This window comes from Geodermatophilus poikilotrophus (assembly GCF_900111455.1).
Classification (GTDB): domain Bacteria; phylum Actinomycetota; class Actinomycetes; order Mycobacteriales; family Geodermatophilaceae; genus Geodermatophilus; species Geodermatophilus poikilotrophus.
Genome location: NZ_FOIE01000005.1, coordinates 193,208 through 219,539, shown reverse-complemented (window position 1 = coordinate 219,539; position 26,332 = coordinate 193,208). Strand labels below are relative to the sequence as shown.

The following is a 26,332-nucleotide window of genomic DNA, read 5'->3' as shown; positions in this document are numbered from 1 at the left end:
CGCCCGACCGCCGTGACCGCCACCCGCGCCACCGCCCCGCCGGCTCCCGCCGTGGCCGGGACCGCCGCCGAGCTGCGCGAGCTCGTCGCCGGGCTCCCCGGGCCGGTCGCGCTGGTGCCCACGATGGGCGCCCTGCACGAGGGCCACCGCGCCCTCGTCCGCGCCGCGCGGGAGCGGGCCGGCGGCGTCGTCGTCTCGGTCTTCGTCAACCCGACCCAGTTCGGCCCCGGCGAGGACTTCGACCGCTACCCGCGCACCTGGGACGCCGACCTCGCCGCGCTGGCCGAGGAGGGCGCCGACGTCGTGCTCCACCCGCCGGTGGAGGAGGTCTACCCACCCGGCGCGCTGGGCGTGACCGTGCACCCCGGCCCGCTCGGCGACGTGCTCGAGGGCGCCGTCCGCCCCGGCCACTTCGCCGGCGTGCTGACCGTCGTCGCCAAGCTGTTCGGCCTGGTCCGCCCGGACCTGGCCGTCTTCGGCGAGAAGGACTACCAGCAGCTCGCGCTCGTCCGGGCGATGGCCCGCGAGCTGGCGCTCGGCGTCGAGGTCGTCGGCGTGCCCACCGTCCGGGAGGACGACGGCATGGCGCTGTCCTCCCGCAACCGCTACCTCTCGCCGGAGCAGCGGGCCACCGCCGCCACCCTCTCGCGCGCGCTGCGCGCCGGGGCGGCGGCCGGCCCGCGGGGCGCGGACGCCGTCCTCGCCGCGGCCACCGCCGTCCTCGCCGAGGCGCCCGACCTGCTCCAGGACTACCTGGAGCTGACCGATCCGGACCTCGGGCCCCCGCCGCCCGCCGGCCCCGCCCGGCTGCTCGTCGCCGCCCGCGCCGGCAGCACCCGACTCATCGACAACACCGAGATCCAGCTGGGGGACCCGCGATGATGCGCACGATGCTCAAGTCCAAGATCCACCGTGCGACGGTCACCCAGGCCGACCTGCACTACGTGGGCTCGGTGACCATCGACGAGGACCTCCTCGACGCTGCCGACCTCGTCCCCGGCGAGCAGGTCGCGATCGTCGACGTCACCAACGGCGCGCGGCTGGAGACCTACGTGATCCCCGGTGAGCGGGGCAGCGGCGTCATCGGCATCAACGGCGCCGCCGCGCACCTGGTGCACCCCGGCGACCTGGTCATCCTGATCAGCTACGGCCTGATGGACGAGACCGAGGCGAAGTCCCACATCCCCAGGGTCGTGCACGTCGACGCCGCCAACCGCGTCCTCGAGCTCGGCGGCGACCCCTCGGCCCCGGTCCCCGGCGCAACGGACCACGAGCGGAGCCCGCTCGCGTCACGGCCTCGTCCCGTCCGGTGAGCACGCTGGCGGCCGGGCGCGTCACCGGGCTGCCGGTGCGGCTGACCGCGCCGGCGCCCGGCTGGGAGCTGGCCGCCGACGTCTGCGTCGTCGGCTCCGGCATCGCCGGGCTGTGCGTCGCGCTGCACGCCCGGGCGGCCGGGCTGTCGGTCGCCGTCGTCACCAAGGTCCGGGTGGACGACGGGTCTACCCGCTGGGCGCAGGGCGGCATCGCGGCCGTGCTCGACCCTGCGGACACCCCTGCGGCGCACGCCCGGGACACCGAGGTCGCCGGGGTGGGGCTGTGCGAGCCCGCGGCGGTCTCCGTGCTCGTGCACGAGGGCCCCGAGCGGCTGCGCCAGCTGATCGGCTGGGGCGCCGCCTTCGACCGCGACCCCGCCGGCACGCTGCTGCTCACCCGCGAGGGCGGGCACTCCGCCGACCGGATCGTGCACGCCGGCGGCGACGCCACGGGCTCGGAGGTGCAGCGCGCGCTGCAGGACGCCGTCCGGGCCGACCCCGGGGTCACCCTCGTCGAGCACGCGATGGTGCTCGACCTGCTCACCGACGCCGCCGGTCGCGCCGCCGGGGTGACGCTGCACGTGCTGGGGGAGGGCAGCGCCGACGGCGTGGGCGCGGTCCGCGCCCGCGCGGTCGTGCTCGCCACCGGCGGCATGGGGCAGGTCTACGCCGCGACCACGAACCCGCCGGTCTCCACCGGGGACGGCGTGGCCCTGGGGCTGCGCGCCGGAGCCGTCGCCACCGACCTGGAGTTCGTGCAGTTCCACCCGACCTCGCTCTACCTGGGCCCGGGTGCGCGCGGCCAGCAGCCGCTGGTCAGCGAGGCACTGCGCGGCGAGGGCGCGGTCCTCCGCGACCGGTCGGGGGAGCGGTTCCTGGTCGGCGTCCACCCGCTGGCCGAGCTGGCCCCCCGCGACGTCGTCGCCAAGGCCATCACCCGGGTGCAGCTGCGCGACGGCGTCGACCACGTGGAGCTCGACGCCCGCAGCGTCCCCGACCTCGCCCGGCGGTTCCCGACGATCGTGGCGAGCTGCCGCGCGGCCGGCATCGACCCGGTCACCGAGCTGATCCCGGTCACCCCGGCAGCGCACTACGCCTCGGGCGGCCTGGTCACCGACCTGGCCGGGCGGACGACGGTGCCCGGCCTCTACGCGTGCGGCGAGGTGGCCTGCACCGGCGTGCACGGGGCCAACCGGCTGGCGTCGAACTCGCTGCTCGAGGGGCTGGTCTTCGCCGCGCGCATCGGGGCCGAGCTGGCCGAGCGGCTGCCGCCGCCGTCCCCGCTCGTGCCGCAGGACACCGCGCCGTCCGGGCTGCTCGACCCCGAGGGCCGCCGTGCGGTCACCGAGACGATGTCGACCCGCGTCGGCGCGCTGCGCAGCGGGGCGGGGCTGGCCGAGGCGACCGGCCGGCTGGCCGCCCTGGCCGCCGGGCTCGACACGGACGCAGCCCCCGGCGTGACCGGCTGGGAGGCCACCGACCTGCTCACCGTCGCCACCGCGCTCGCCACCGCGGCCGCGGCCCGGGAGGAGACCCGCGGCTGCCACTGGCGCGAGGACCACCCCGAGACCGAGGAGGACTGGCAGGTGCACCTGGACGTGCGGCTCGGCGAGGACGGCTCCCCGCAGGTGACCCGCCGGCCGGTGGGGACGCCGGTGGTGCAGCCGTGGTGACCGCGGCCGCCGACCCCCGTGACCTGACGGGGACCGGGCTGTCGGAGCAGTGGGTGGCCGAGCTGGTCGAGCGCACCCTGGTCGAGGACCTCACCGGCGGCGCACCCCTGCCCAGCGCCCCGGACCTGGCCGTCGCGCACGACGTCACCAGCGCCGCCACCGTGCCGGCCGCGCAGCTGGGCACCGCGGACCTCGTGGCCCGGGCCGACGGCGTCGTGGCCGGCCTGCCGGTCGCCGCGCGCGTCTTCACCCGGCTCGCCCCCGGGGCCACGCTCACCGCAAGTGCCGCCGACGGGGACCGGGTGGTCCGGGGTGACGTGCTGCTGACCGTCCGCGGGCCGGTGCGCGCGCTGCTGGCCGCCGAGCGCAGCGCGCTGAACGTCGCCAGCCGGGCCAGCGGCATCGCCACGCTCACCCGCCGGTGGGTCGACGCCGTCGCAGGCACCGGCGCCGTCGTCCTCGACACCCGCAAGACCACGCCCGGGCTGCGGCCGCTGGAGAAGTACGCCGTCCGCTGCGGAGGTGGGTCGAACAAGCGCATGGGGCTCTACGACGTCGCCATGGTCAAGGACAACCACGTCGCCGCCGCGGGCTCGGTGGCCGCCGCCATCGCCGCGGTGCGCGAGCGGGCCCCCCGGGTGGCGGTGCAGGTCGAGGTCGACGTGCCCGGGCAGGCGGTCGAGGCGGTCGAGGCCGGCGCGGACTTCCTGCTCTGCGACAACATGCCGCCGGAGGTCCTGCGCGAGGTCGTCGCCCTGGTCGGCGGGCGGGCCGAGCTCGAGGCCACCGGCGGGCTGACCCTGGAGGTGGCCCGGGCGGTCGCCGAGACCGGTGTCGACTACCTGTCGGTCGGCGGGCTCACCCACTCCGCGCCGATCCTCGACCTCGCGCTCGACCTGCGGGCGGAAGGCGCGGGATCTGCACTCTCGTGGTCTTCGAGGCCCTGATGGCCGCCACTGTGCAGACCTCGCGGAGGACCGACCGGTGCTGCTGACCGTCGACGTCGGCAACAGCCAGACCGTCCTGGCCACCTTCGACGGTCCGCGCCGGGTCGGCTGCTGGCGGGTGACGACCGCGCCGCGGGCCACCAGCGACGAGCTGCGGATGCTGTGGCGCGGGCTGCTGCGGGACACCGAGGTGACCGGGGTGTCGGCCTGCTCGACGGTGCCCGCGCTGCTCCCGGCGCTGCGCGCGCTGCTGGACTCCCTCGAGGTGCCGGTGGTCCTCATCGGGCCGGGTGTGCGGACCGGCGTCCCGCTGCACGTGGACAACCCGCGCGAGGTCGGTGCCGACCGCGTGGTCACCGCGCTGGCCGCCCACGAGCTGCACGGACGCCGTCCCGACGGCAGCGGGCGCCCGGTCGTCGTCGTCGACTTCGGCACCTCCACCAACGTCGACGCCGTGGGCCCCGACGGGCAGTTCCTCGGCGGCGCGCTGGCCCCCGGCGTCGAGGTCAGCCTGGAGGCGCTGGCCGCCCGTGCGGCGCAGCTGCGCTCGGTGGAGCTCACCGTGCCGCCGCAGGCGATCGGCAAGAACACCGTCGCGGCGCTGCAGTCGGGCCTGGTGCTGGGCTTCGCCGGCCTGGTCGACGGGTTGGTGGCCCGGATCGCCGCCGAGCTGGTCGCGCAGTTCGGCGCCGCGCCGGTCGTCGTCGCCACCGGTGGGCTGGCGCCCCTGGTGGCCGACAGCTGCCGCTCGATCGGCGAGCGGGAGCCCGACCTGACCGTGCACGGGCTGCGGCTGGCCTTCGAGCGGCACGAGGCCGGTCTCCGTTCCCCGCCCACCCGGAGATCGGCCTCCCCGTAGGGTGGCGACCCGTGACCGAGGTACCACCGCCCGACGACAGCCGTTCCCCGACGGGCACCGCAGCGAGGGACGAGCGAGGAGCGGAACGGGGCGCGGAGTCGGGCACGGTCCCGCCGCCGGACGACGAACTCCCCGAACAGCTCCGGGTGCGCCGGGCGAAGCTGGACCGGATGCGCGAGGCCGGCGTCGACCCCTACCCGGTCGCCGTCGCCCGCACGACCACCCTGGCGGAGGTCCGGGCGGAGCACCCCGACCTCGAGCCGGACACCATGACCGGGGACCGCGCCGGCGTCACCGGGCGGGTCATCTTCGTCCGCAACACCGGCAAGCTGTGCTTCGCGACGCTGCGCGAGGGCGACGCCGAGCTGCAGGTGATGCTCTCCCTCGACCGGGTCGGCGAGGAGTCGCTGGCCGCGTGGAAGGCCGACATCGACCTCGGCGACCACGTGTTCGTCGAGGGCGAGGTCGGCACGTCGCGGCGCGGCGAGCTGTCCGTGTTCGCCGACTCCTGGCAGCTGACCGCCAAGGCGCTGCGGCCGCTGCCGGTGGCGCACAAGCCGATGAGCGAGGAACTGCGCGTCCGCCGTCGGTACGTCGACCTCATCGTCCGCGACGAGGCGCGCCGGACCGTCCGTCAGCGCGCCACGGTGATGTCGACGCTGCGGCGGGAACTGGTCGGGCGCGGCTATCTCGAGGTCGAGACGCCCATGTTGCAGACCGTGCACGGGGGCGCCGCCGCGCGGCCGTTCCGCACGCACATGAACGCATTCGACCTCGACCTGTACCTGCGCATCGCACCCGAGCTGTTCCTCAAGCGGTGCATCGTCGGCGGGCTGGAACGCGTCTTCGAGATCAACCGGAACTTCCGCAACGAGGGTGTGGACAGCACCCACTCGCCGGAGTTCGCGATGCTCGAGGCCTACCAGGCCCACGCCGACTACCAGGTGATGGCCACGCTCACCCGCGAACTGACCCAGGAATGCTGCGCAGCGTTGTTCGGCGACCACGTTGCGCGACACAACGACGGCACCGAGATCGACCTGTCGGGGGAGTGGCGGCAGGCGCCGCTCCACGCGCTGGTCTCCGAGGCCGTCGGCGAGGAGGTCACCCCCGGGACGCCGCTGGAGACGCTGCGCGCCCTCGCCGCGCGCCACGACGTCGGCGTCGACCCGGCGTGGATCCCGGGCAAGGTCGTCGAGGAGCTGTTCGAGGCGCTGGTCCAGGACTCGCTGCAGGAGCCGACCTTCGTCGTCGACTACCCGCTGGACACCTCGCCGCTGACCCGTGCACACCGGTCGCAGCCCGGTCTGGCCGAGAAGTGGGACCTCTACATCGCCGGGGTGGAGCGCGCGACGGCCTACTCGGAGCTGGTCGACCCGGTGGCGCAGCGCGAGCGCCTGGTCGCGCAGGCCGTGCTGGCCGCCGAGGGGGACCCCGAGGCGATGGCGTTCGACGAGGACTTCCTGGAGGCGCTGGAGTACGGCATGCCGCCGACCGGTGGCATGGGGATGGGCATGGACCGGTTGATGATGACGCTCACCGGATTGGGCATCCGGGAGACCATCCTCTTTCCGTTGGTGCGGCCGCTCTCCTCCTGATCCGCGCAGCTCCCTCTCTCACTCCATTGTGCGGGGGATGTGTTTCTCCGTGCCGTGAATGGTCTATGGTCCTGTCCGACAGAGAAAAGGGCTGCGAGCTCGGGGACGGAGGTCCCCGTTCTGCGGAGCGACGCGGGAGTGGAGAAGCAATGGCGCGCAAGGTGCAGGTCATCCTCAGTGACGACCTCGACGAGAACGTGCCCGCGGACGAGACGGTGAGTTTCTCGCTCGACGGCACGAACTACGAGATCGATCTGTCGGAGAAGAACGCGCAGGAGTTGCGAGACGCGTTCTCCCGTTATGTGCAGGCCGCGCGCAAGGTCGGTCGCGGCAACGGCCGGGCCTCCGGCGGCGGCCGGTCGCGGGCCACCGGGGGCGGTGGCCGCATGGACCGCGAGCAGGCCGGCGCGATCCGCGACTGGGCGCGCAAGAACGGTCACGCCGTCAGCGACCGCGGGCGCATCCCGGCCAGCGTCGTCGAGGCGTACGAAGCCGCTCACTGAAAGAGGACCCCCTTGCCCCCCACCGCTCGCAGGCTGGCGGCGGGGCCCTGCAAGGGGGCCACCCGTCCCCACCCTCGCCAGCGGGGTGAGCCTCTGGACGGGGGCGCAGCACAACTGGGAACGGCCCGGCACCCTCCTTCGAGGGCGCCGGGCCGCCGCCGTCCGCACCGCGGTCACCTGCTCACTTCGCGTCACCGGCGGCCGGGGCAGGGACTTTCGACCCTGGGGCGTTTCGGACCGATTCGTGACGGTTGTGCCATGAGCCAGGACGCGGCCGAGACCACCGCTCCACCCGGCCCAGCGGCCGCCGCCGGCCGGGGGGCCGTCGACCCGAGCCCCCTGGCCCCGAGCTTCACCGCCAGCCTCGACCAGCGACAGGGCGTCGTCCGGGCGCGAGGGCACCTCGACGCCCTCTCGGCGGACCTGCTGTGCGGCAGCATCATCGCGCTGCAGCGCCAGGGGCACCGGCAGGTGACCGTCCGCCTCCAGCCCCTGGCGACCGTCGACGACGACGCCCGGCAGCTGCTCGCCCGCCTCGCCGATACGCTGGCCACCGACGGCGTGCGGCTGGTCGTCGAGTGAGCACCGTGGAGGGGCCCTGGTCGGCAGCGGGACGCCGTTCGGCCGCCCCCGGTCAGCACCGGTGGACCGTCGGCGTGGACGCCGAGGCGCCGCGCTCGCCCTGGGGCGGGACGGCACCCAGCCGGCTGCACGCGGTCGGGGACGCGGGGCTGGTCGCCGGCCGAGCCCTCTGCCTGGCGCCGGTCACCCTGCTCGACCCGGCCCTGTGGGTGTGGCCGGACGACGGCGACGAGGAGTGGCCGCTCTGCTGGGTCTGCCTCGCGCTCACCTGCTGAGCGAGGGCTCCTCGCGCGGGATCCCGGCACGCCGTCCGCTGGAGGCGGGGACGGACGGGACCACCGTCCTGGCCGCGACGCGGTCGCCGGTGCCGAGCCGTCCGCTGTGGGCGTAACAGGAGCGGAACACCCGTCCGGGACCATCGGTTGGACCGGGCAGCTCCTCTCCTCCGAAACGGACTGTGTACCGACGGAGGGTCGGAGTCCGCGACTACAGTGGAAAGACCGGTGCCCCGCGCGCCGACGGACGTCGGGTGCTCCTCCCCACCAGGGGAGGGCAGCGCCGGACCAGCCGGTCAGAGGAGAAGCAGCAGATGTTCGAACGGTTCACCGACCGAGCCCGCCGCGTGGTCGTCCTGGCCCAGGAAGAGGCCCGGATGCTCAACCACAACTACATCGGCACCGAGCACATCCTCCTGGGGCTGATCCACGAGGGTGAGGGTGTCGCCGCCAAGGCCCTCGAGTCCCTGGGCATCTCGCTGGAGGGTGTCCGCCAGCAGGTGGAGGAGATCATCGGCCAGGGCCAGCAGGCCCCGTCCGGGCACATCCCCTTCACCCCGCGGGCCAAGAAGGTGCTGGAGCTGTCGCTGCGCGAGGCGCTGCAGCTCGGCCACAACTACATCGGCACCGAGCACATCCTGCTGGGTCTGATCCGCGAGGGCGAGGGCGTCGCCGCCCAGGTCCTGGTCAAGCTGGGTGCCGACCTCAACCGCGTCCGCCAGCAGGTCATCCAGCTGCTGAGCGGCTACCAGGGCAAGGAGCCGGCCGCCGCCGGCGGCCCGGCCGAGGGCACGCCGTCGACCTCGCTGGTCCTCGACCAGTTCGGCCGCAACCTGACCCAGGCCGCGCGCGACTCCAAGCTCGACCCGGTCATCGGGCGGGCCAAGGAGATCGAGCGGGTCATGCAGGTCCTGTCGCGGCGGACCAAGAACAACCCCGTCCTCATCGGCGAGCCCGGTGTCGGCAAGACCGCCGTCGTCGAGGGGCTGGCCCAGGCGATCGTCAAGGGCGAGGTCCCCGAGACGCTGAAGGACAAGCAGCTCTACACCCTCGACCTCGGCGCCCTCGTCGCCGGTTCCCGCTACCGCGGTGACTTCGAGGAGCGGCTGAAGAAGGTCCTCAAGGAGATCCGCACCCGCGGCGACATCATCCTGTTCATCGACGAGATCCACACCCTCGTCGGGGCCGGTGCCGCGGAGGGCGCGATCGACGCCGCCAGCATCCTCAAGCCGATGCTGGCCCGCGGTGAGCTGCAGACCATCGGCGCCACCACGCTCGACGAGTACCGCAAGCACCTGGAGAAGGACGCCGCCCTCGAGCGCCGCTTCCAGCCGATCCAGGTGGGGGAGCCGACGCTCACCCACACGATCGAGATCCTCAAGGGGCTGCGCGACCGGTACGAGGCCCACCACCGGATCAGCATCACCGACGGCGCGCTCGTCGCCGCCGCGACGCTGGCCGACCGGTACATCTCCGACCGCTTCCTGCCGGACAAGGCGATCGACCTGATCGACGAGGCCGGCGCCCGGATGCGGATCAAGCGCATGACCGCCCCGCCGGACCTGCGCGAGTTCGACGACCGGATCGCGGCCATCCGCCGCGAGAAGGAGTCGGCGATCGACGCGCAGGACTTCGAGAAGGCCGCGTCGCTGCGCGACAAGGAGAAGACGCTCTTGGGCGAGAAGGCCGAGCGCGAGAAGCAGTGGAAGGCTGGCGACATGGACGTCGTCGCCGAGGTCGACGACGAGCAGATCGCCGAGGTGCTGGCCAACTGGACCGGCATCCCCGTCTTCAAGCTCACGGAGGAGGAGACCACCCGCCTCCTGCGCATGGAGGACGAGCTCCACAAGCGGATCATCGGCCAGGAAGAGGCCATCAAGAGCGTCAGCCAGGCGATCCGGCGCACGCGGGCGGGCCTCAAGGACCCGCGCCGTCCCGGTGGCTCGTTCATCTTCGCCGGCCCCTCGGGTGTCGGTAAGACCGAGCTGGCGAAGGCGCTGGCCCAGTTCCTCTTCGGTGAGGACGACGCGCTCATCCAGATCGACATGGGCGAGTTCCACGACCGCTTCACCGTGTCGCGGCTGGTCGGTGCCCCTCCCGGCTACGTCGGCTACGACGAGGGCGGGCAGCTGACCGAGAAGGTGCGGCGCAAGCCGTTCTCGGTGGTCCTCTTCGACGAGATCGAGAAGGCGCACGCGGACGTGTTCAACACGCTCCTGCAGGTGCTGGAGGACGGCCGGCTCACCGACGGTCAGGGCCGGATCGTGGACTTCAAGAACACGATCCTGATCCTCACGACCAACCTCGGGACGCGGGACATCTCCAAGGCCGTGGGCCTGGGCTTCCAGGTCGGCAACGACAGCCAGTCGAACTACGAGCGGATGAAGAACAAGGTCAACGAGGAGCTCAAGCAGCACTTCCGGCCGGAGTTCCTCAACCGCATCGACGACATCGTCGTGTTCCACCAGCTGACCGAGGACGAGATCGTCCAGATCGTCGACCTCATGGTCGCCCGCGTGGAGGGCCAGCTGGCGAACAAGGACATGTCGCTGGAGATCACGCAGGACGCCAAGAAGCTGCTGGCGGCCCGCGGGTTCGACCCGGTGCTGGGTGCCCGGCCGCTGCGCCGGACCATCCAGCGCGAGATCGAGGACGCGCTGTCGGAGAAGATCCTCTACGGCGAGCTGACCGCCGGTCAGATCATCGTGGTGGACGTCGAGGGCGAGGGCACCGACGCGAAGTTCACCTTCCGCGGCGAGGCCAAGCCGATCGACCTGCCCGACACCCCGCCCGTGGCGCTGTCGGTCGGCGACGAGGAGCCCCCGGCCCAGGCCGAGTGAGCCTCGGGTAGCCCGTGCGAAGGGGCCGTCTCCCAGTGGGAGGCGGCCCCTTCGTCGTCCTGTGCTGTCCCCGCTGGTCCTCCACGCGAGTGAGCAGTCGTGGTCGCGCGCGCGGGCGTGTCCGCCCGTGTCGGCGACCGCACCTGCTCACTCGGCCGCGATCACCGGCAGAGGGCTGCGGTCGGCGGCGTGTCGGGCAGCCACCTGCCGATGGTCAACCCGCCGGCAGGGTGAAGCGGCCGTCGGCGGTCTGCTCGACCAGGCCGTCGGCGAGCAGCGAGTCCAGGCAGCGGGAGCGCTGCACGGCGTCGGCCCAGGCCTCGTCGAGCTGCGGTGCCGCCACGGAGCCCTCAGCGCCCCGCAGGACGTCCAGCAGCCGCCCGCGCACTTGCCGGTCCGTGCCGGCGAACCTCTGCACCCTGCGCGGCGGACCGTCCGGCGCCGGACAGCCGGCCAGCCGCCACGCGCAGTCCGTCCGCACCGGGCAGACGGCGCACCGCGGCGTCCGGGCGACGCACACCAGCGCGCCCAGCTCCATGACCGCGACCGAGAAGCGCGCCGCCCGCTCGGGGTCGGCAGGGGCGAGCACCGCGACGTCGGTGAGGTCGGCGGCGCGCGCCGGTGCCGCCTCCGCGCGCCCGTGCACCAGCCGGGCCACCACCCGGCGCACGTTCGTGTCGACCACCGGCTGTGGCTGTCCGTGCCCGAAGCAGGCGACGGCGCGGGCGGTGTAGGTCCCGATGCCCGGTAACGCCTCCAGCGCCGCCACGTCCGCGGGGACGACGCCGCCGTGCCGCTCGGTGAGGGCGACGGCGGTCTCGCGCAGCCGCAGCGCCCGCCGCGGGTAGCCGAGCTTGCCCCAGGCGCGGATCACCTCGGCCGGCGACGCCGTGGCCAGCGCAACAGGCGTGGGCCAGCGGTCCATCCAGTCGCGCCACACCGGCTCGACCCGGGCGACCGGGGTCTGCTGCAGCATCACCTCGCTGACCAGCACCGCCCACGGGTCGGTGCCCGGGCGGCGCCACGCCAGGTCGCGGGCGGCCTCGGCGAACCAGTCGACGAGGACGTCGCCGACGGGGTCGGGTGACGGCGGCAGGGTGCGGGCCGGGCTGTCCACGAGGTCCCAGTGTGCCGCCTGCGGGGGACGGCGTGCCGCCACGGGTCGGCCTCCCGCCGCGCACTACGGTTCTCGGCGTGCTCCACCCGGTCGGCCCCCTGCCCGCGGCGGTCTACTGGCGGCGGCGACTGCTCGTCCTGCTCCTGCTGCTGGCGGTCCTGGGGGGCGGGGGCTGGCTCGCGTTCACCGCGCTGAGCGGGGGGTCCGGCGAGACGACGGCGGCCGCGGCGACGACCGAGGCGAGCACCGCGGCCGGTGAGCCCCCAGCGCTGGCGCGGGTGGTGCCCTCGCTGGCCGGCGTGCGGACGCCGACCCCTGCGCCCGAGCCGGCCGCCGAGCCGGCTCCAGCGAGCCCGGCGCCCGGCGACCCCTGCGGCGACGACATGATCGAGCTGGAGGTCCGCGGTCCCGGCAGCGTCCCGGTCGGTGGCAAGCCGACCTTCGAGCTCGTGGTCACCAACGTCTCGTCGGTGCCGTGCGTGCGGGTGCTCGACGAGGGCCTGCAGGAGATCGTCATGTCCGACGCGTCCGGCAACCGGGTGTGGGGCAGCAACGACTGCTTCCCCGAGAACAGCAGCGACACCCGCACCCTGGCGCCGGGGGAGTCGGTGGCCTTCCCGCTCGTCTGGGGTGGTCTGACCAGCGAGCCGACCTGCACCGCCGCACGGACGGCGCCGGCTCCCGGGCAGTACGCGCTGCGCGGTCGGCTCGACACGAAGACGTCGGCCGAGACAGCGATCACCCTCGGCTGACGGCCTCCCTCCAGGGGCCGGCCACGAGCCCGCGAGTGCTGGGGAGGAGGGAGGTCCCTCAGCTGTAGCGGTCGAGGATCGAGGTCTCGGCCAGCCGCGAGAGCCCCTCGCGGATACCCCGGGCCCGGGCCTCGCCCACGCCCTCGACGGCCAGCAGGTCCTCGATGGTGGCGGCGAGCAGCTTCTGCAGCCCGCCGAAGTGATCCACCAGGCGGTCGATGATGCCGGCCGGCAGCCGCGGGACGCGGGCCAGCAGGCGGTAGCCGCGGGGGCTGACGGGGGAGTCGAGCGCGTCGGCGGAGGTCGGCAGCCCGTAGCAGCGGGCCACGGCGGACAGGTCGAGCAGCTCGGTGGCCGAGAGCGCGCGCAGGTCGGCCAGGACCTCCTCGATGCTCCTCGGCCGCCGCAGCCCGGCCGGCAGGTAGTCGCGCACCAGCAGGGCGCGGTCCTCCTCCACCCCGGCGAGCATCTCGTCGAGCTGCAGCGCCAGCAGCCGCCCGTCGGTGCCCAGCTCGACGACGAAGCCCTCGATCTCGTCGGCGATCCGGCGGACCATCTCCAGCCGCTGGCTCACGCTCATCGCGTCGCGGACGGTGACGAGGTCCTCGATCTCCAGCGCCGACAGCGTGCTGGCCACCTCGTCGAGCCGCAGCTTGTAGCGCTCGAGCGCGGCCAGCGCCTGGTTTGCCCGCGCCAGGATCGTCGTCGGGTGCTCCAGCGTGTACCGCCGCCCGGCGACGTAGACGCTGATGATGTGCATCGACTGGCTCACCGAGATCACCGGGAAGCCGGTCTGGATGGCGACCCGCTCGGCGGTGCGGTGCCGGGTGCCGGACTCCTCGGTCGGGACGGTCGGGTCCGGCATCAGGTGGACGCCGGCCCGGACGATCCGGGTGCCGTCGTAGGAGACGATCACCGCACCGTCCATCTTGGCCAGCTCACGGAGCCGGGTGGCCGACAGGGCGACGTCGAGGGCGAAGCCGCCGGTGCAGATCGACTCGACCACGCGGTCGTACCCGAGCACGATCAGCGCGCCCGTACGCCCCGCCAGGATCCGCTCCAGGCCGTCACGCAGCGCCGTCCCCGGTGCTATGCGGCCGAGCAGTTCGCGGAGCGCGACCTCGGAGTCCACAGCGGGGGGCACGAGCGCTCCTGACGTTTCGACGTGGTGGGGGCCGATTCTACGTGGCTGCCACGGTACCGGCGGTCGCCGGTGACCCACCTCACCCGCGCCGGGTGACCACGGGCTCCGCCGGGCTCAGAAGAGACGGGCGAAGGCAGCCCCGAGGTCGGGAACCTCGACCAGCCGCATCCCCTTGGGTGCGCTGCCGGCGTCCTCCGGCACGAGGGCGACCTTGTAGCCCTGGCGGGCCGCCTCGGCCAGCCGCCGGCCGGTGCCGCCGACCCGCCGGATCTCCCCGGACAGACCCACCTCGCCGACCGCGACGAGGCCACGGGGCAGCGGGACGTCCTTGGCCGCGGAGGCGATGGCCAGCGCCAGCGCGAGGTCGGCCGCCGGCTCGGCGATGCGCACCCCGCCGACGGAGGCGGCGAAGACGTCGGCGTCGGCGAGCCTGACCCGGCCGCGCCGCTCCACCACTGCGTTGACCATGGCGACCCGCTGCGAGTCCAGCCCGCTCACCGCCCGCCGGGGCGAGCCGCCCCCGCCGCTGGCGGCCACCAGCGCCTGGACCTCGGCCAGCAGCGGCCGGCTGCCCTCGAGGGTGACCGTGACGCAACTGCCCGGCACCGGTGCCGTGCGCCGCGAGACGAACAGGTGCGAGGGGTCGGGCACGCCGACCACGCCGTTGTCGCCGATCTCGAAGCAGCCGATCTCGTCGGCCGGGCCGAACCGGTTCTTCATGGCCCGGATCAGGCGCAGCGTCGAGTGGCGCTCCCCGTCGAAGGAGACGACGACGTCGACGAGGTGCTCGAGGGTGCGGGGCCCGGCGATGGCGCCGTCCTTGGTGACGTGGCCGACGAGGATGGTGGTCATCCCGCGGCTCTTCGCGACGGCGGTCAGCGCGCTGGCCACGGCGCGCACCTGGGTGGAGCCGCCGTCGGTGCCCTCGACGGCGGGGGAGCGGACGGTCTGCACGCTGTCGAGGACCAGCAGCGAGGGGGCGACGTCCTCGACGTGGGCGAGGACGGCCGACAGCTCGGTCTCCGCGGCGAGGTACAGCCGGTCGTGCAGCGCGCCGATGCGCTCGGCCCGCAGCCGCACCTGCGCCGCGGACTCCTCGCCGGACACGACGAGGGCCGGACCGTTCGAGGCGGCCACCCGGTGGGCCACCTCGAGCAGCAGGGTCGACTTGCCCACGCCCGGCTCGCCGGCCACGAGCAGCACCGCGCCGGGGACCAGCCCGCCGCCGAGGACGCGGTCGAACTCATCGATGCCGGTGGGCACCGCACGGGCGGCGGCGAGCTCCACCTGGGCGATGGGGACCGCCGGTGCGGTCACCGGGCCGGCGGCCACGGCGCGCAGCGGGGAGGCGGGGGTGCCGACCTCCTGGATGGTGCCCCAGGCCTGGCACTCGGGACACCGGCCCACCCACTTGGCGGAGGCGTAGCCGCACTCGGTGCAGCGGTGGGCGGGGCGGGACTTCACTCCGGCAGGTGGCACCCCCCGACGCTAACCGCCGGGTGCGACGGTTCCGGGGAGGATGAGGCCTCGCCGTCCCGGGCCCGCGCGCAGCCCGCTCCGAGCTCGCGAGCGGTGCGGAGGGCGGGGTCCTCCTCCGCCGGCTGGCGGGGCAGGGGCCGCTGTCAGTCGTGCTCGCCGGGACCGCTGCCGGCCTCGCTCTCGCCCTCCCGGGCGATGTCCTCGGCACCCTCGGAACCCCCGCCGCCCTCCTCGTGGTGGAAGTCGAAGGGCTCCTCGCGGGGGAGCACGCGCTCGGGCGTGGCGACGAGTGCCTGGACGGTGACCTCACCGGCGCGCTCGAACGTCAGCGTGACCTCGATGCTCTGACCGGCGGTGAGCTCCTCGGACAGGTCGGCCAGCTCGACCATCGCGCCGCCGGCGCCGCCGAGGAACACCGTGGAGCCGGCGGGGACGGGGATCTCGACCCGCGAGCTCGCGGCCGGCGCGGCCGGGACGCTCGGCGTCGCACCCGGCGTGGTCGTCGCACCCGGCGTGGTCGTCGCCTCGGGTGTGGTCGTCGCCCCGGGGGTCGTCGTCTGCGGGGTGGTCCCCGGGGTGGTCGGCGTGGCCGGGGTGGTCGCCGGCGCGGCAGCGGGGGATTCGGGGGCGGCCGACGGGGAGCCGGGGACGGCGGGGGAGGCGGTGGCCTGCCCGGAGACGACGACGCCGTCGAAGGCCTCGCCCTCGATGCCGACGAGCGTGTCGGCCTCGGTGTCGCTGTTGACGATCGCCATCCGCAGCTCGGCCTCGTCACCCTGCGCGTAGAGCCCGTCCTGCGGGTAGGCCAGCGTGATCTGGCGCATCACCAGGTCGCCGACCGCGGCCTCGGGGCCGACCTTGTCGCGGTTCTGTGTGGCCGTCTGGGGCACCTGGCCGGCACTGCACGCGCTGAGCGCGACCGGGCTGAGCAGCAAGGCACCCATCGTGGCGGCGCGCAGTGCGCGGTTCACAGCCGTCGACCTCCAGGGACGTGCCGGCCACCGCAGGTCGATGGCCCGAGTCGCGCCGAGCCTAACGCCCACCCCAGGATGGCCGCCGGGAGGTGAGGCCGTGCCGCAGGACCCGGCGATGGGCCGCGTGGTGCCCGGCACGTCGCGACGGCCCGGGGGCGACCCGGCGCTGGCCGCGTTCCCCGCCCGCGCACCGGGCACCCGGCGGTGGTGCTTCGCCGACCAGCTCGGGCCGCACTTCCTCGACCGGCCGGACCAGCCGGTCCTGCTCATCGAGTCCAGGGCGGTGTTCGCGCGCCGCCGGTTCCACCGCCAGAAGGCCCACCTGGTGCTGTCGGCGCTGCGCCACCGGGCCGCCGAACTGGGCGACCAGGCGGAGTTCGCCCAGGTGCACACCTACGCCGAGGCGCTGGACCGGGTGCGCGAGCCGCTGAGCGTGTGCGCCCCCACGACCTGGAGCAGCCGCGACTACGTCCTGCGCCGTCCCGACCTCACCGTCCTCGCCGCCCGCGGGTTCGTCGCCACGCAGGATGAGTTCACCGCCTGGGCGGAGGGACGCGGCCGGCGGCGGCTGCTGATGGAGGACTTCTACCGGGACAACCGGCGCCGCCACGACGTCCTGATGGACGGCGCCGAGCCGGTGGGCGGGCGCTGGAACCTCGACCACGACAACCGGGAGCCGCCGCCGTCGGACGGGCGGCTCGACGTCCCCGAGCCGTGGTGGCCGGAGGAGGACGAGATCGACGAGCGGGTGCGCGCCGACCTCGGCCGCTGGGAGGCCGACGGCGACGTCGCCTTCGTGGGGGACGACGGCCCGCGACTGTTCCCGGTGACCCGCGAGGAGGCGCTGCGCCGGCTGCGCGACTTCCTCGACACCCGGCTCGGCGCGTTCGGCCCGCACGAGGACGCCATGCTCGCCGGCGACCGCTGGATGACGCACTCGCTGCTCTCCCCGGCCGTCAACCTCGGCCTGCTGGACCCGCTCGAGGAGGTGCACGCCGCCGAGCAGCGCTACCGCGACTCCGTGGCCGAGGGCGACCCGCTGCCGCTCAACAGCGTGGAGGGGTTCGTCCGCCAGGTCATGGGCTGGCGCGACTACATCTGGCACACCTACTGGCACTTCGGCCGGGACTTCCGGCACGCCAACGCCCTGGCCGCGCGCGAGGAGGTGCCGGACTGGCTGGCCGACCTCGACGACGGCGCCGTCGACGCCGCGTGCATGTCCGACGTCCTCGGCGACCTGCGCCGCGACGGCTGGGTGCACCACATCCCGCGGCTGATGGTGCTCGGCAACTACGCGCTGCAGCGCGGCATCGACCCGCTGGCGATGACCGACTGGTTCCACCGCAGCTTCGTCGACGGCTACGACTGGGTGATGGTCGCCAACGTCGTCGGCATGAGCCAGCACGCCGACGGCGGGCTGCTCGCCACCAAGCCCTACGCCGCCGGCGGCGCCTACATCGACCGGATGAGCGACTACTGCGGCGGCTGCCGCTACGACCCGCGGAAGCGGCTGGGCGAGGACGCCTGCCCCTTCACCGCCGGCTACTGGGCCTTCCTCGAGCGCAACCGCGAGCGGCTGGCGCCCAACCAGCGGATGCGCCGTGCGCTGCAGGGCCTGGACCGGCTCAAGGGTCTGGAGGAGGTCGTCGAGCAGGAGCGGCTGCGCGGCACCGAGGTCATCTGAGGAAGGACCGCCCCTCCTCCCAGCGGGGGAGGCCGGAGTCCGCTCCCCCCTCTCGGCTGCCGATGAGGAGGGCATGCCGATCGGGTCGTCCTTCGACGACGTCCTCGCGGCGGCCCGGACGGGTGCCGCGTGGGCCTTCGAGGTGCTCTACCGGGACCTCTCCCCGGCGGTCACCGGGTACCTGCGGCTGCACGGTGCCCTCGACCCCGACGACCTGGCCAGCGAGACCTTCCTCGCTGTCTTCCGCGGCCTCGCCGGCTTCACGGGAGACGAGGACGCCCTGCGCTCGTGGGTGTTCACCATCGCCCACCGCCGGCTGGTCGACGACTGGCGCCGGCGCAGCCGTCGTCCCGAGCTGGCCGACGACGCCGGCGACCGGCTGGCCGAGGTCCCGGGCGGGGACGTGGAGGACGACGTCCTGACCCGGCTCGGCACCGAGACCGTGCGCCGGGTGTGCGCGGGCCTGCCCGCCGACCAGCGCTCGGTCCTGCTGCTGCGCGTGCTCGCCGACTCACCGTCGAGCAGGTGGCCGAGGTGCTGGGCCGCTCGGTGGGCTCGGTCAAGGCGCTGCAGCGGCGCGGGCTGCGCCGGCTGCGCGCCGAGCTCGAGCCGGCCGGGACCCCCCGGACGGGTGAGACAGCTGGGACGACGCGCGCACCCCTGCCGGCCCGCGCGGCGATGACGGGAGCGAGATGACCACGCCAGCCGACGTCCGGACCGACGAGGAGGCCTTCACGGCCTGCCTCGCCGGCCGTCCCGTGCCCGCGGGCGCGCAGGGCCTGGCCGCGTTCACCGACGCGGTCCGGGCGAGCGCCACGGAGCCCGGGCGGCCGAACGCGGCCCTGACCGAGCTGCTGGCGATCGGTCTCCTCGTCCCCACCCAGGAACCGTCCCCCGGGACGGCCGGGCGACCCGCCCGGACCTCACGGAAGAGGCCCCACGTGCTGATCTCCACCCTCGTCGCCAAGTTCGCCGCCGCCGGTGCCGTCGCCAAGGCGGCCGCCGCGGGCGGTGTCGTCGCCGTCGCGCTGACCGGCACCGCGACCACCGTCGCCCTGGCCACGCCGGACGAGTCGACCACCGGCATGGTCGAGACCACGACCACGACCACCGGGGAGCAGACCCCGGGCACCGAGCAGACCGGATCCGTCCTGGAGCGCACCGGCGACCTCGCGGACGCGCCGATCGAGGCGCCGCTGGACCCCGGGCCGACGCCCACGGAGGTGACCCCGCCGACGATCCCGGACCCGGCCGACGGCTCTGAGACGGTCGTCCTCGACGACCCCGCCGAGACGTCCGTCCCGGACACCGACGCGCCGGCCGAGCCCGAGTACAGCAACCACGGCCAGAAGGTCAGCGCGGCCGCTCGTGACGGCGTGACGAACCGCGGGCAGATGCCCCAGGTGGCCCAGGAGAACCGTGACCAGCGGCGGACCGAGCGCGCCGCCCCGGCGGAGGAACCCGCGCTCCAGCCGGCCGAGCAGGCGCCGGTCGCCGATGAGCCGGCCGCTGTGGCGCCGCACCCCGGCAAGGGCAACGGCAAGGGCAACGGCAAGGGCAACGACGGGAAGTGACCCTCGGCAGGCTCGCGGCGGCCCCCCCGTACAGGGTCCCGCCGCGAGCCTGCGGCAGGAGGGCCCTCCGTCAGGTGACCGCGGCCCCGCCGGCCAGCAGCAGCACCACGTCCAGCACCGTCAGCAGCATGACCGCGGGGAACGCCAGCCGGCGGAAGCGCGCGGTCCCCGCCAGCGCGGCGGCGAGGACGGCCGGCACGGCCAGCGCCAGACCGGCCCAGCCGGTGGCCGTCGGCGGCCCGGCCGGCCCCACCACCAGCACCAGCGACGCTGCGCCCAGCACGACCGCCCCGGTGGCGGCGGAGGCCCGTGCGCCCAGCCGGTGCGGCAGCCCGCGGACACCGGTGGCCAGGTCGTCCTCGAGGTCCGGGGCGACGTTGGCCAGGTGCGCGGCGGCGCCCAGCGCGGCTCCTGCGACGACCAGCCACCAGGGCGCCTCCGGTGCGCCGGGCGCGGCCGCGACCACCCCGGCCGGCAGTGCGCCGAAGCCGGTGACGTAGGGCAGCACCGAGGCCGCGGTGCGCTTGAGGCCGGCGTTGTAGGCCCAGCCGCTCACGACCAGCACGAGCAGCAGCAACCCCGGGCCGACGCCCAGCGACAGCGACAGGACGACGGCGGCGGCCGCCGACCCGAGGGCCAGCGTGCGCAGCAGCTCGGGGGCGACGGCACCCTGGACGACCGGTTTGTCCGACCGCGCGACGGCCCGGTCCCGGTCGGCGTCGAGCCAGTCGTTGCTCCACCCGATGGAGGCCTGACCTGCGAGGACGGCGGCGCCCACGAGCGCGGCCCGTCCTGCGGGCACCCCCGCGGCGAGGGCCAGCAGGGTGGCCACGACGGTGACCGCGACGGCCGGTCCGGGGTGGGTCGCGAGGGCCAGTGCGCGGAGCGAGACCGGCGGCCGCATCGGTTCCGCAGGCACACCCACCATGCTCCTGTCAACCCCTCCCCGGCACTCAGTATGGCCCCTGACCTGCGGGTTTACGAAATCAGGCGGTCCCCTTCGCCAGTCTGCCGTGGTAACCTGTGGACAGCGAAAGGGGTCACACACACATGGGCTTCACTGTCGGCGAGACCGTTGTCTACCCGCACCACGGGGCCGCGCTGATCGAGGCGATCGAGACGCGGGTCATCAAGGGCGAAGAGAGGGCCTACCTCGTGCTGAAGGTCGCCCAGGGCGACCTGACCGTGCGGGTACCGGCCGACAACGCAGAGATCGTCGGCGTCCGCGACGTCGTCGGTCAGGACGGACTGAACCGGGTCTTCGAGGTGCTGCGTGCCCCGCACACCGAGGAGCCGACCAACTGGTCGCGCCGCTACAAGGCGAACCTCGAGAAGCTCGCCTCCGGTGACGTCAACAAGGTCGCCGAGGTCGTGCGTGACCTGTGGCGCCGCGACAAGGACCGTGGCCTCTCGGCCGGCGAGAAGCGGATGCTCTCCAAGGCGCGCCAGATCCTGGTGAGCGAGCTCGCGCTCGCCGAGGGCACCAACGAGGACAAGGCCGAGGTCCTCCTCGACGAGGTCCTCGCCAGCTGAGCTCAGACCTCGAGCTCTCCCCGCACCCCCACACCACTCCCGTGCACGCTGTCGGCATCGTCGCAGCGGCCGGGAGTGGTCTGCGTCTGGGGGCCGACCGGCCCAAGGCGCTGGTCCCGCTCGCCGACCGCCCACTGGTCTGCTGGGCGGTCGACACCCTCCGCGACGGTGGGGTGGCCGACGTGGTGGTGGCCGTCCCCGGCGACGAGCTCTGCGCCTTCGCCACCGTCCTGCCGCTGGACGTGCGGCTGGTCGTCGGCGGCAGCACCCGGACGGCGTCGGTCCGGGCTGCCCTCGCCGCGGTCGGCACGGGCGCGGACGCCGTCCTGGTGCACGACGCCGCCCGCCCGCTGACCCCGCCGGACCTGGTGGTCCGGGTCCTCGAGGCGCTGTCCGCCGGGGCACGCGCCGTCGTCCCGGTGCTGCCGGTCGTGGACACCACCGTCGTGGTGGACGACGACGGTGGTGTCGCGGACACCGTCGACCGCTCGGTCCTGCGCCGGGTGCAGACCCCGCAGGGCTTCGCCCGGGATGCCCTCGTCGACGCCTACGCCTGGCTGCCGCCCGACGCCGAGCTCACCGACGACGCCGCGGTGGTGCGCGCCGCCGGGGTCCCGGTCGCGACGGTGGCCGGCGACGAGCGGGGGGCGAAGGTGACGGTCCCGCACGACCTCGCGCTGGCCGAGCTGCAGGTGTCCCGGTGAGCGAGCTGCCGCGGGTGGGCGTCGGGGTCGACGTCCACCCGGTTGAGGCCGGCCGCACCTGCTGGCTCGCCGGGCTGGAGTGGCCGGGCGTCGACGGCTGCGCCGGGCACTCCGACGGCGACGTGGCCGCCCACGCACTCACCGACGCGGTGCTCTCCGCGGCCGGCCTGGGCGACATCGGCGGCCTGCTCGGCACCGACGACCCGCGGTGGGCCGGGGGGCGCGGCGCGGCCGTCCTCGCCCACGTGCGCGAGGTCCTCGAGGCGGCCGGGTGGCAGGTCGGCAACGCCGCCGTCCAGCTGGTCGGCAACACCCCCAGGGTCGGGCCGCGCCGCGCGGAGGCCGAGCAGGTGCTCAGCGAGGCGCTGGGCGCCCCGGTGAGCGTCGCCGCCACCACGACCGACGGCCTGGGGCTCACCGGGCGGGGGGAGGGGCGGGCGGCGATGGCGACGGCGCTGGTGGTCCGGACGGCGTCCGTGGACTCCCCGCCGGGCTGATGCTGCGCTCGGCGGACTCCGCGCCGAGCTGGTGCTGCGCTCCGTAGACTCCGCGCAGTGAGCCTCCGCCTGTACGACACGGCCGCCCGCGCGGTCCGTGAGTTCACGCCCCTGCGTGCCGGGCAGGCCTCCGTCTACGTCTGCGGGCTCACCGTCCAGGGCCCGCCGCACGTCGGCCACGTCCGCTCGGCCCTCGCCTTCGACGTGCTGCGCCGCTGGCTGGCGTGCAGCGGCCTCGAGGTGACCTACGTCCGGAACGTCACGGACATCGACGACAAGATCCTCGCGAAGGCGGAGGCCGCAGGCGTGCCCTGGTGGGCCTGGGCCTACACCAACGAGCTCGCGGTCACCCGCGCCTACGACGTCCTCGGCGTGCTGCCGCCGACATACGAGCCGCGCGCGACCGGGCACGTCCCGGACATGGTGGCGCTCATGGAGCGGCTCATCGACCGCGGCCATGCCTACGCGGTGGACGGCGACGTCTACTTCGACGTCCGCTCCTTCCCGGAGTACGGCTGCCTGACCCGTCAGAGGGTGGAGGACCTGGAGCCGGCCGCGGACACCGACACCGACGAGCGCAAGCGCGACGCCCGCGACTTCGCGCTGTGGAAGGCGCACAAGCCCGGCGAGCCGGAGACCGCGTCCTGGGCCACGCCGTGGGGCCGGGGCCGGCCCGGCTGGCACCTGGAGTGCTCGGCGATGGCCGAGCGGTACCTGGGCCCGGAGTTCGACATCCACGGCGGCGGGCTGGACCTGCGCTTCCCGCACCACGAGAACGAGCAGGCCCAGTCGCGGGCCGCCGGTGACGGGTTCGCCCGGTACTGGCTGCACAACGGCTGGGTGACCCTCGGCGGCGAGAAGATGAGCAAGTCGCTGGGCAACACCGCGCTGGTCGACGAGGTTGTGCAGCGGGTCCGGCCGGTGGAGCTGCGCTACTACCTGGTCACGCCGCACTACCGGTCGACCATCGAGTTCACCGACGCGGCGCTGGCGGAGGCGGGTGTCGCCTACCGGCGGATCGAGTCGTTCGTGAAGCGGGCCGCCGAGCGGGTGGGAGCCGACGCCGGGAGCCCGGTGCTGTGCGCGGACTTCACCGCCGCCCTCGACGACGACCTCGGCACACCCGCTGCCGTGGCCGCCGTGCACGAGGCGGTGCGGGAGGGCAACACCGCGCTGGCCGAGGGCGACGAGAAGGCGGTCGCCGACGCGCTGGGGTCGGTCCGGGCGATGCTCGGCGTCCTCGGCCTGGACCCGCTGGACCCGCACTGGACCGCCGCCGGCGGGGGCGACCGGCTGGGCGAGGTGGCGGACGGGCTCGTCGCGCTGGCGCTCGAGCAGCGGCAGGCCGCCCGCGCACGCAGGGACTACGCAGCAGCGGACGCGATCCGCGACCAGCTCGCCGCACTCGGTGTCCAGGTCGAGGACACCCCGCAGGGACCCCGATGGGAGCTGAGCCGCTGATGGCCGGCAACAGCCAGCGCCGTGGACGCACCACCGGCGCGCACAAGAAGGGCGCCTCCGGGGGCACCGGCGGCAAGAACCGCCGGTCGCTGGCCGGGCGCGGCGCCACCCCGCCGGCCGAGATGCGCCCCGGGCACCCGGCCCAGCGCCGGGCGCAGGCCGACGCCCGGCGGCGGACCGAGCGCGACCGCAGCCGGCAGCGCGCCGAGGAGGCGCCGGAGCTGCTGCTCGGCCGCAACCCGGTCGTCGAGGCGCTGCGCGCGCAGATCCCGGCGACCGCGCTGTATGTCGTCACCGGCGACGCGCGGACGGCGACCGACGAGCGGATCACCGAGGCGCTGCACCTGGCCAACGACCGGGGACTGCCGCTGCTGGAGGTCGGCAGGGCGGAGTTCGACCGGATGTCCAACGGTGCGCTGCACCAGGGCATCGGCCTGCAGGTGCCGCCGTACCAGTACGCGCACCCCGACGACCTGCTCGACCTCGCCCGCGACTCGGGCCGCCCGCCGCTGGTCGTCGCGATGGACGGGGTCACCGACCCGCGCAACCTCGGCGCCGTCGTCCGCTCGGCCGCCGCCTTCGACGCGCACGGCGTCGTCGTCCCGCAGCGCCGTTCGGTCGGCATGACCGCCTCGGCGTGGCGCACCAGCGCCGGCGCCGCCGCGCGGCTGCCGGTGGCCCGCGCGGTCAACCTGGCCCGGGCGCTGGGCTCCTACCAGGACGCCGGGCTGATGACGGTCGGGCTGGCCGGCGACGGCGACGTCGACGTGCACGAGTTCGACGGGTTCGCCGATCCGCTGGCGCTGGTGGTCGGCGCCGAGGGGGCGGGGCTGTCCCGGCTGGTGCGTGAGCGCTGCGACGTGGTCGTGCGCATCCCGATCGCACGGGACACCGAGTCGCTCAACGTCAGCGTCGCTGCCGGCATCGCCCTCTACGCCGCGGCGAGCGCCCGGCGCTGACCGGGCCTCGCGAGATCTGCACGGTGGTGGCCTCCAGGCGCTGATGGCCACCACTGCGCAGATCTCGCGACTGGGCATCGGCCGGCGGGGCTGGTTGGTTGGGGACATGCCCTCCGTGACCTGATCCGTCGGCGCCGCCACGGCGGCCTTCTCGGCCGCGCTGGTCGTGGCGCCGGGGGTCCTCATCGGACCCGCCCGGCTCGCCGACACGGCCGACACCCGCAGCCTCGTGCGTGCTCTCGGCGCCCGGGACACCGTCACCGGCCTGGCCCTGATGGCGGCACCCGCCGGCCGGGCGCGACGGCTCGCGACCGTGGCACGGGTGCTCTGCGACTGGACCGACGCGGTCGTGTTCCCCTCGGCACTGGCGGGGCGCGGGACGGGGCGCCTGGTGGCCGCATCGGCCTGGGCCTGGGGTGCGCTCGCCCTCGGCGCCCTCGTGCTCGACGAGCGCGCCGGTAGGTGAGCGCCGGCCCCTCCAGCGGCGAGATCGGCGATCCGGCACGGACACGGCCGTCGGAGCGGGCGGGATCGGCGGTGTCGCCGGGGACCTCCCTCAGCCGAGGAGCTGGGCGACGGTGTAGATGACCAGCCCGGCCAGGCCGCCGACGACGGTGCCGTTGATGCGGATGAACTGCAGGTCCCGGCCGACCTGCAGCTCGATGCGGCGGCTGGTCTCCTCGGTGTCCCAGCGGGCGACGGTGCTGCCGACCAGGTCGGCGACGTCGCTGGAGAAGCGCTCGACCAGGGATCCGGCGACGGTGTGCGCGTGCCGCTGCACCAGCTCGCGCACCCGCGGGTCGCTCTGCAGCAACCGGGCGGCCTCGCGGATCAGCTCGGCGACGCGGGCCCGCAGCGCGGAGTCGGGGTCGGCGGCCGCGGCGAGGGCGGCGTCCTTGAGGTTGGTCCACAGCGAACCGGACCAGGTCCGGACGGCGGGGTGCTCGAGGAGCTCCTTCTTCAGGTCCTCCACGCGGGCCGCCGTCCCCGGGTCGGTGCGCAGCGCGTGCACGTAGGCGCGCAGCCGGGCGTCGTAGGCCCGGCGCAGCTCGTGTCGGGGGTCCTCGCCCACCTCCTCGAGGAAGTCCTGGATCCCGGCGAAGGCGCGGTCGAACACCCGGTCGTCCACCCAGTCCGGCACCCAGGCGGGGGAGGCGTCGCCCAGCTGGGCGCGGAAGACGACGCGGTTGTCCTGCAGGAACCGGGCCAGCCCGTGCAGCCCCGCCGAGAGCACCTCCTGGTGCCGGTCGCCGTCGACGACCAGCTCCAGCGCGCGGGCCACCACCGGGGCGGCCGGGGTGGCGTGCAGCTTGCGGTCGACGAGGCCGGCGACGGCGGGCCGCAGGTCGTCGTCCTTGAGCAGGCCGGCGACCGAGTGCAGCACCGCCCCGGCGTCCCCGGCCAGCCGCTCGGCGCGCCCCGGCGCGGCGAGGAAGGCGCCCAGCCGGCCGGGCACGTCGATGGTGGTCAGCTTGTCCTCCACCACCGACCGGGTCAGGAAGTTGTGCTGCACGAAGGTGCCCAGGCTCGCGCCGATCTGGTCCTTCTTGCGCGGGATGATCGCCGTGTGCGGGATCGGCAGCCGCATCGGGTGCCGGAACAGCGCGGTGACGGCGAACCAGTCGGCCAGCGCCCCGACCATCGAGGCCTCCGCGGTCGCCCGCACGTAGCCGACCCAGGCGCCGGCGTCCTCGCCGAGCAGCACGCAGCCGAGGAAGACGGCGGCGGCGAGCAGGAACAGCCCGGTCGCCAGCCGCTTCATGCGGGCCAGGTCGCGGGCCCGCTCCGGGTCGTCGAGGGAGGCAGCCAGCGGAGCCTGCGCGGAAGTCGACGACACCCCTCCCAGCCTAGGAGGGCGGCCTCG

Annotated in this window: 26 protein-coding genes and 1 pseudogene; 21 read left to right on the top strand and 6 right to left on the bottom strand. The window is 74.9% G+C overall.

Annotated features, from left to right (window positions below; all coding sequences use genetic code 11):
• Nucleotides 1-12 precede the first annotated feature (12 nt).
• The 10 genes from panC to BMW27_RS12960 all read left to right on the top strand — a co-directional run bounded on the left by panC (nt 13) and on the right by BMW27_RS12960 (nt 10,590).
• The gene (gene panC, locus BMW27_RS13005; protein ID WP_245743537.1) at nt 13-882 is read left to right on the top strand and encodes a pantoate--beta-alanine ligase; all 870 of its coding nucleotides are present in this window, start codon (nt 13-15) and stop codon (nt 880-882) included.
• Nucleotides 879-1,313 (top strand): aspartate 1-decarboxylase, encoded by a 435-nt coding sequence (gene panD / locus BMW27_RS13000; protein WP_091444808.1) that lies wholly within the window; start codon nt 879-881, stop codon nt 1,311-1,313. Before panC ends, panD begins: the two co-directional genes overlap by 4 nt.
• Nucleotides 1,310-2,986 (top strand): L-aspartate oxidase, encoded by a 1,677-nt coding sequence (locus tag BMW27_RS12995; protein ID WP_091444806.1) that lies wholly within the window; start codon nt 1,310-1,312, stop codon nt 2,984-2,986. The genes panD and BMW27_RS12995 overlap by 4 nt, the downstream gene beginning before the upstream one ends.
• On the top strand, nt 2,980-3,933 hold the full coding sequence (gene nadC, locus BMW27_RS12990) for a carboxylating nicotinate-nucleotide diphosphorylase (RefSeq protein ID WP_245743536.1): 954 nt from the start codon (nt 2,980-2,982) through the stop codon (nt 3,931-3,933). Before BMW27_RS12995 ends, nadC begins: the two co-directional genes overlap by 7 nt.
• A 37-nt stretch (nt 3,934-3,970) precedes the next feature.
• Nucleotides 3,971-4,792, top strand: a complete 822-nt coding sequence (locus BMW27_RS12985) for a type III pantothenate kinase (protein ID WP_091444804.1) — start codon at nt 3,971-3,973, stop codon at nt 4,790-4,792.
• A gap of 11 nt (nt 4,793-4,803) precedes the next feature.
• Nucleotides 4,804-6,390, top strand: a complete 1,587-nt coding sequence (lysS, locus tag BMW27_RS12980) for a lysine--tRNA ligase (protein WP_091444803.1) — start codon at nt 4,804-4,806, stop codon at nt 6,388-6,390.
• A 149-nt stretch (nt 6,391-6,539) separates the two neighbouring features.
• Complete coding sequence (locus BMW27_RS12975) at nt 6,540-6,893, top strand: histone-like nucleoid-structuring protein Lsr2 (RefSeq protein ID WP_091444801.1); 354 nt, start codon at nt 6,540-6,542, stop codon at nt 6,891-6,893.
• Nucleotides 6,894-7,151: 258 nt separating this feature from the next.
• Nucleotides 7,152-7,475, top strand: a complete 324-nt coding sequence (locus BMW27_RS23420) for a hypothetical protein (protein WP_091444800.1) — start codon at nt 7,152-7,154, stop codon at nt 7,473-7,475.
• A gap of 74 nt (nt 7,476-7,549) precedes the next feature.
• Entirely contained in the window at nt 7,550-7,750 is a 201-nt protein-coding gene (locus BMW27_RS12965) for a hypothetical protein (protein WP_091445148.1), read from the top strand.
• 314 nt (nt 7,751-8,064) lie between these two features.
• Nucleotides 8,065-10,590 carry an ATP-dependent Clp protease ATP-binding subunit gene (locus tag BMW27_RS12960; RefSeq protein WP_091444798.1) on the top strand — a complete coding sequence of 842 codons (2,526 nt, stop codon included), beginning with the start codon at nt 8,065-8,067 and terminating at the stop codon, nt 10,588-10,590.
• Nucleotides 10,591-10,804: 214 nt separating this feature from the next.
• Here the strand turns inward: BMW27_RS12960 and BMW27_RS12955 are convergent, their stop codons facing one another.
• Nucleotides 10,805-11,707 carry an HhH-GPD family protein gene (locus BMW27_RS12955; protein WP_091445147.1) on the bottom strand — a complete coding sequence of 301 codons (903 nt, stop codon included), beginning with the start codon at nt 11,705-11,707 and terminating at the stop codon, nt 10,805-10,807.
• Nucleotides 11,708-11,784: 77 nt separating this feature from the next.
• On the opposite strand from BMW27_RS12955, the gene BMW27_RS12950 reads away from it, so the two are divergent.
• On the top strand, nt 11,785-12,459 hold the full coding sequence (locus tag BMW27_RS12950; RefSeq protein ID WP_091444796.1) for a MucR family transcriptional regulator: 675 nt from the start codon (nt 11,785-11,787) through the stop codon (nt 12,457-12,459).
• Between the two features lie 58 nt (nt 12,460-12,517).
• On the opposite strand, the gene disA is transcribed toward BMW27_RS12950, so the two are convergent.
• The 3 genes from disA to BMW27_RS12935 all read right to left on the bottom strand — a co-directional run bounded on the left by disA (nt 12,518) and on the right by BMW27_RS12935 (nt 16,053).
• On the bottom strand, nt 12,518-13,603 hold the full coding sequence (disA, locus tag BMW27_RS12945; RefSeq protein WP_091444792.1) for a DNA integrity scanning diadenylate cyclase DisA: 1,086 nt from the start codon (nt 13,601-13,603) through the stop codon (nt 12,518-12,520).
• 114 nt (nt 13,604-13,717) lie between these two features.
• Entirely contained in the window at nt 13,718-15,082 is a 1,365-nt protein-coding gene (gene radA, locus BMW27_RS12940; protein ID WP_245743535.1) for a DNA repair protein RadA, read from the bottom strand.
• A 143-nt stretch (nt 15,083-15,225) separates the two neighbouring features.
• Nucleotides 15,226-16,053: a copper chaperone PCu(A)C domain-containing protein gene (locus tag BMW27_RS12935; protein ID WP_091444786.1), complete on the bottom strand. Its 828-nt coding sequence runs from the start codon at nt 16,051-16,053 to the stop codon at nt 15,226-15,228.
• Nucleotides 16,054-16,153: 100 nt separating this feature from the next.
• On the opposite strand from BMW27_RS12935, the gene BMW27_RS12930 reads away from it, so the two are divergent.
• From BMW27_RS12930 to BMW27_RS12920, 4 genes and pseudogenes are all read left to right on the top strand, one after another.
• Nucleotides 16,154-17,740 carry a cryptochrome/photolyase family protein gene (locus BMW27_RS12930; protein ID WP_217638145.1) on the top strand — a complete coding sequence of 529 codons (1,587 nt, stop codon included), beginning with the start codon at nt 16,154-16,156 and terminating at the stop codon, nt 17,738-17,740.
• Nucleotides 17,741-17,813: 73 nt separating this feature from the next.
• A pseudogene (locus BMW27_RS12925) lies at nt 17,814-18,239 on the top strand (RNA polymerase sigma factor); the annotation flags it as partial.
• Nucleotides 18,194-18,436: a sigma factor-like helix-turn-helix DNA-binding protein gene (locus BMW27_RS24615; RefSeq protein WP_425431677.1), complete on the top strand. Its 243-nt coding sequence runs from the start codon at nt 18,194-18,196 to the stop codon at nt 18,434-18,436. The pseudogene BMW27_RS12925 and the gene BMW27_RS24615, both read left to right, overlap by 46 nt.
• Nucleotides 18,433-19,314 carry a hypothetical protein gene (locus BMW27_RS12920; RefSeq protein WP_091444781.1) on the top strand — a complete coding sequence of 294 codons (882 nt, stop codon included), beginning with the start codon at nt 18,433-18,435 and terminating at the stop codon, nt 19,312-19,314. Before BMW27_RS24615 ends, BMW27_RS12920 begins: the two co-directional genes overlap by 4 nt.
• A gap of 70 nt (nt 19,315-19,384) precedes the next feature.
• On the opposite strand, the gene BMW27_RS12915 is transcribed toward BMW27_RS12920, so the two are convergent.
• Nucleotides 19,385-20,242, bottom strand: coding sequence for a UbiA family prenyltransferase (locus BMW27_RS12915; RefSeq protein ID WP_091444778.1), 858 nt, complete (start codon nt 20,240-20,242; stop codon nt 19,385-19,387).
• Between the two features lie 122 nt (nt 20,243-20,364).
• On the opposite strand from BMW27_RS12915, the gene BMW27_RS12910 reads away from it, so the two are divergent.
• The 6 genes from BMW27_RS12910 to BMW27_RS12885 all read left to right on the top strand — a co-directional run bounded on the left by BMW27_RS12910 (nt 20,365) and on the right by BMW27_RS12885 (nt 24,934).
• Nucleotides 20,365-20,847, top strand: a complete 483-nt coding sequence (locus tag BMW27_RS12910; RefSeq protein ID WP_012946870.1) for a CarD family transcriptional regulator — start codon at nt 20,365-20,367, stop codon at nt 20,845-20,847.
• Between the two features lie 41 nt (nt 20,848-20,888).
• Complete coding sequence (gene ispD / locus BMW27_RS12905) at nt 20,889-21,551, top strand: 2-C-methyl-D-erythritol 4-phosphate cytidylyltransferase (protein WP_091444774.1); 663 nt, start codon at nt 20,889-20,891, stop codon at nt 21,549-21,551.
• Nucleotides 21,548-22,048 (top strand): 2-C-methyl-D-erythritol 2,4-cyclodiphosphate synthase, encoded by a 501-nt coding sequence (gene ispF, locus BMW27_RS12900; protein ID WP_091444770.1) that lies wholly within the window; start codon nt 21,548-21,550, stop codon nt 22,046-22,048. The genes ispD and ispF overlap by 4 nt, the downstream gene beginning before the upstream one ends.
• A gap of 57 nt (nt 22,049-22,105) precedes the next feature.
• Nucleotides 22,106-23,509, top strand: a complete 1,404-nt coding sequence (gene cysS, locus BMW27_RS12895; protein WP_091444766.1) for a cysteine--tRNA ligase — start codon at nt 22,106-22,108, stop codon at nt 23,507-23,509.
• On the top strand, nt 23,491-24,468 hold the full coding sequence (gene rlmB, locus BMW27_RS12890) for a 23S rRNA (guanosine(2251)-2'-O)-methyltransferase RlmB (protein ID WP_245743534.1): 978 nt from the start codon (nt 23,491-23,493) through the stop codon (nt 24,466-24,468). Before cysS ends, rlmB begins: the two co-directional genes overlap by 19 nt.
• Before the next feature lie 229 nt (nt 24,469-24,697).
• On the top strand, nt 24,698-24,934 hold the full coding sequence (locus tag BMW27_RS12885; protein ID WP_245743533.1) for a hypothetical protein: 237 nt from the start codon (nt 24,698-24,700) through the stop codon (nt 24,932-24,934).
• Between the two features lie 90 nt (nt 24,935-25,024).
• On the opposite strand, the gene BMW27_RS12880 is transcribed toward BMW27_RS12885, so the two are convergent.
• Nucleotides 25,025-26,305, bottom strand: a complete 1,281-nt coding sequence (locus BMW27_RS12880) for a DUF445 domain-containing protein (RefSeq protein ID WP_091444763.1) — start codon at nt 26,303-26,305, stop codon at nt 25,025-25,027.
• Between the last annotated feature and the right edge of the window lie 27 nt (nt 26,306-26,332).

Bases quoted from the DNA above. Each gene is read 5' to 3' on its own strand.
- BMW27_RS12960 (WP_091444798.1), top strand. From the start codon at position 8,065: ATGTTCGAACGGTTCACCGACCGAGCCCGCCGCGTGGTCGTCCTGGCC.
- BMW27_RS12915 (WP_091444778.1), bottom strand. From the start codon at position 20,242: ATGGTGGGTGTGCCTGCGGAACCGATGCGGCCGCCGGTCTCGCTCCGC.
- rlmB (WP_245743534.1), top strand. From the start codon at position 23,491: ATGGGAGCTGAGCCGCTGATGGCCGGCAACAGCCAGCGCCGTGGACGC.
- BMW27_RS12910 (WP_012946870.1), top strand. From the start codon at position 20,365: ATGGGCTTCACTGTCGGCGAGACCGTTGTCTACCCGCACCACGGGGCC.
- panD (WP_091444808.1), top strand. From the start codon at position 879: ATGATGCGCACGATGCTCAAGTCCAAGATCCACCGTGCGACGGTCACC.
- BMW27_RS23420 (WP_091444800.1), top strand. From the start codon at position 7,152: ATGAGCCAGGACGCGGCCGAGACCACCGCTCCACCCGGCCCAGCGGCC.
- BMW27_RS12975 (WP_091444801.1), top strand. From the start codon at position 6,540: ATGGCGCGCAAGGTGCAGGTCATCCTCAGTGACGACCTCGACGAGAAC.
- BMW27_RS12920 (WP_091444781.1), top strand. From the start codon at position 18,433: ATGACCACGCCAGCCGACGTCCGGACCGACGAGGAGGCCTTCACGGCC.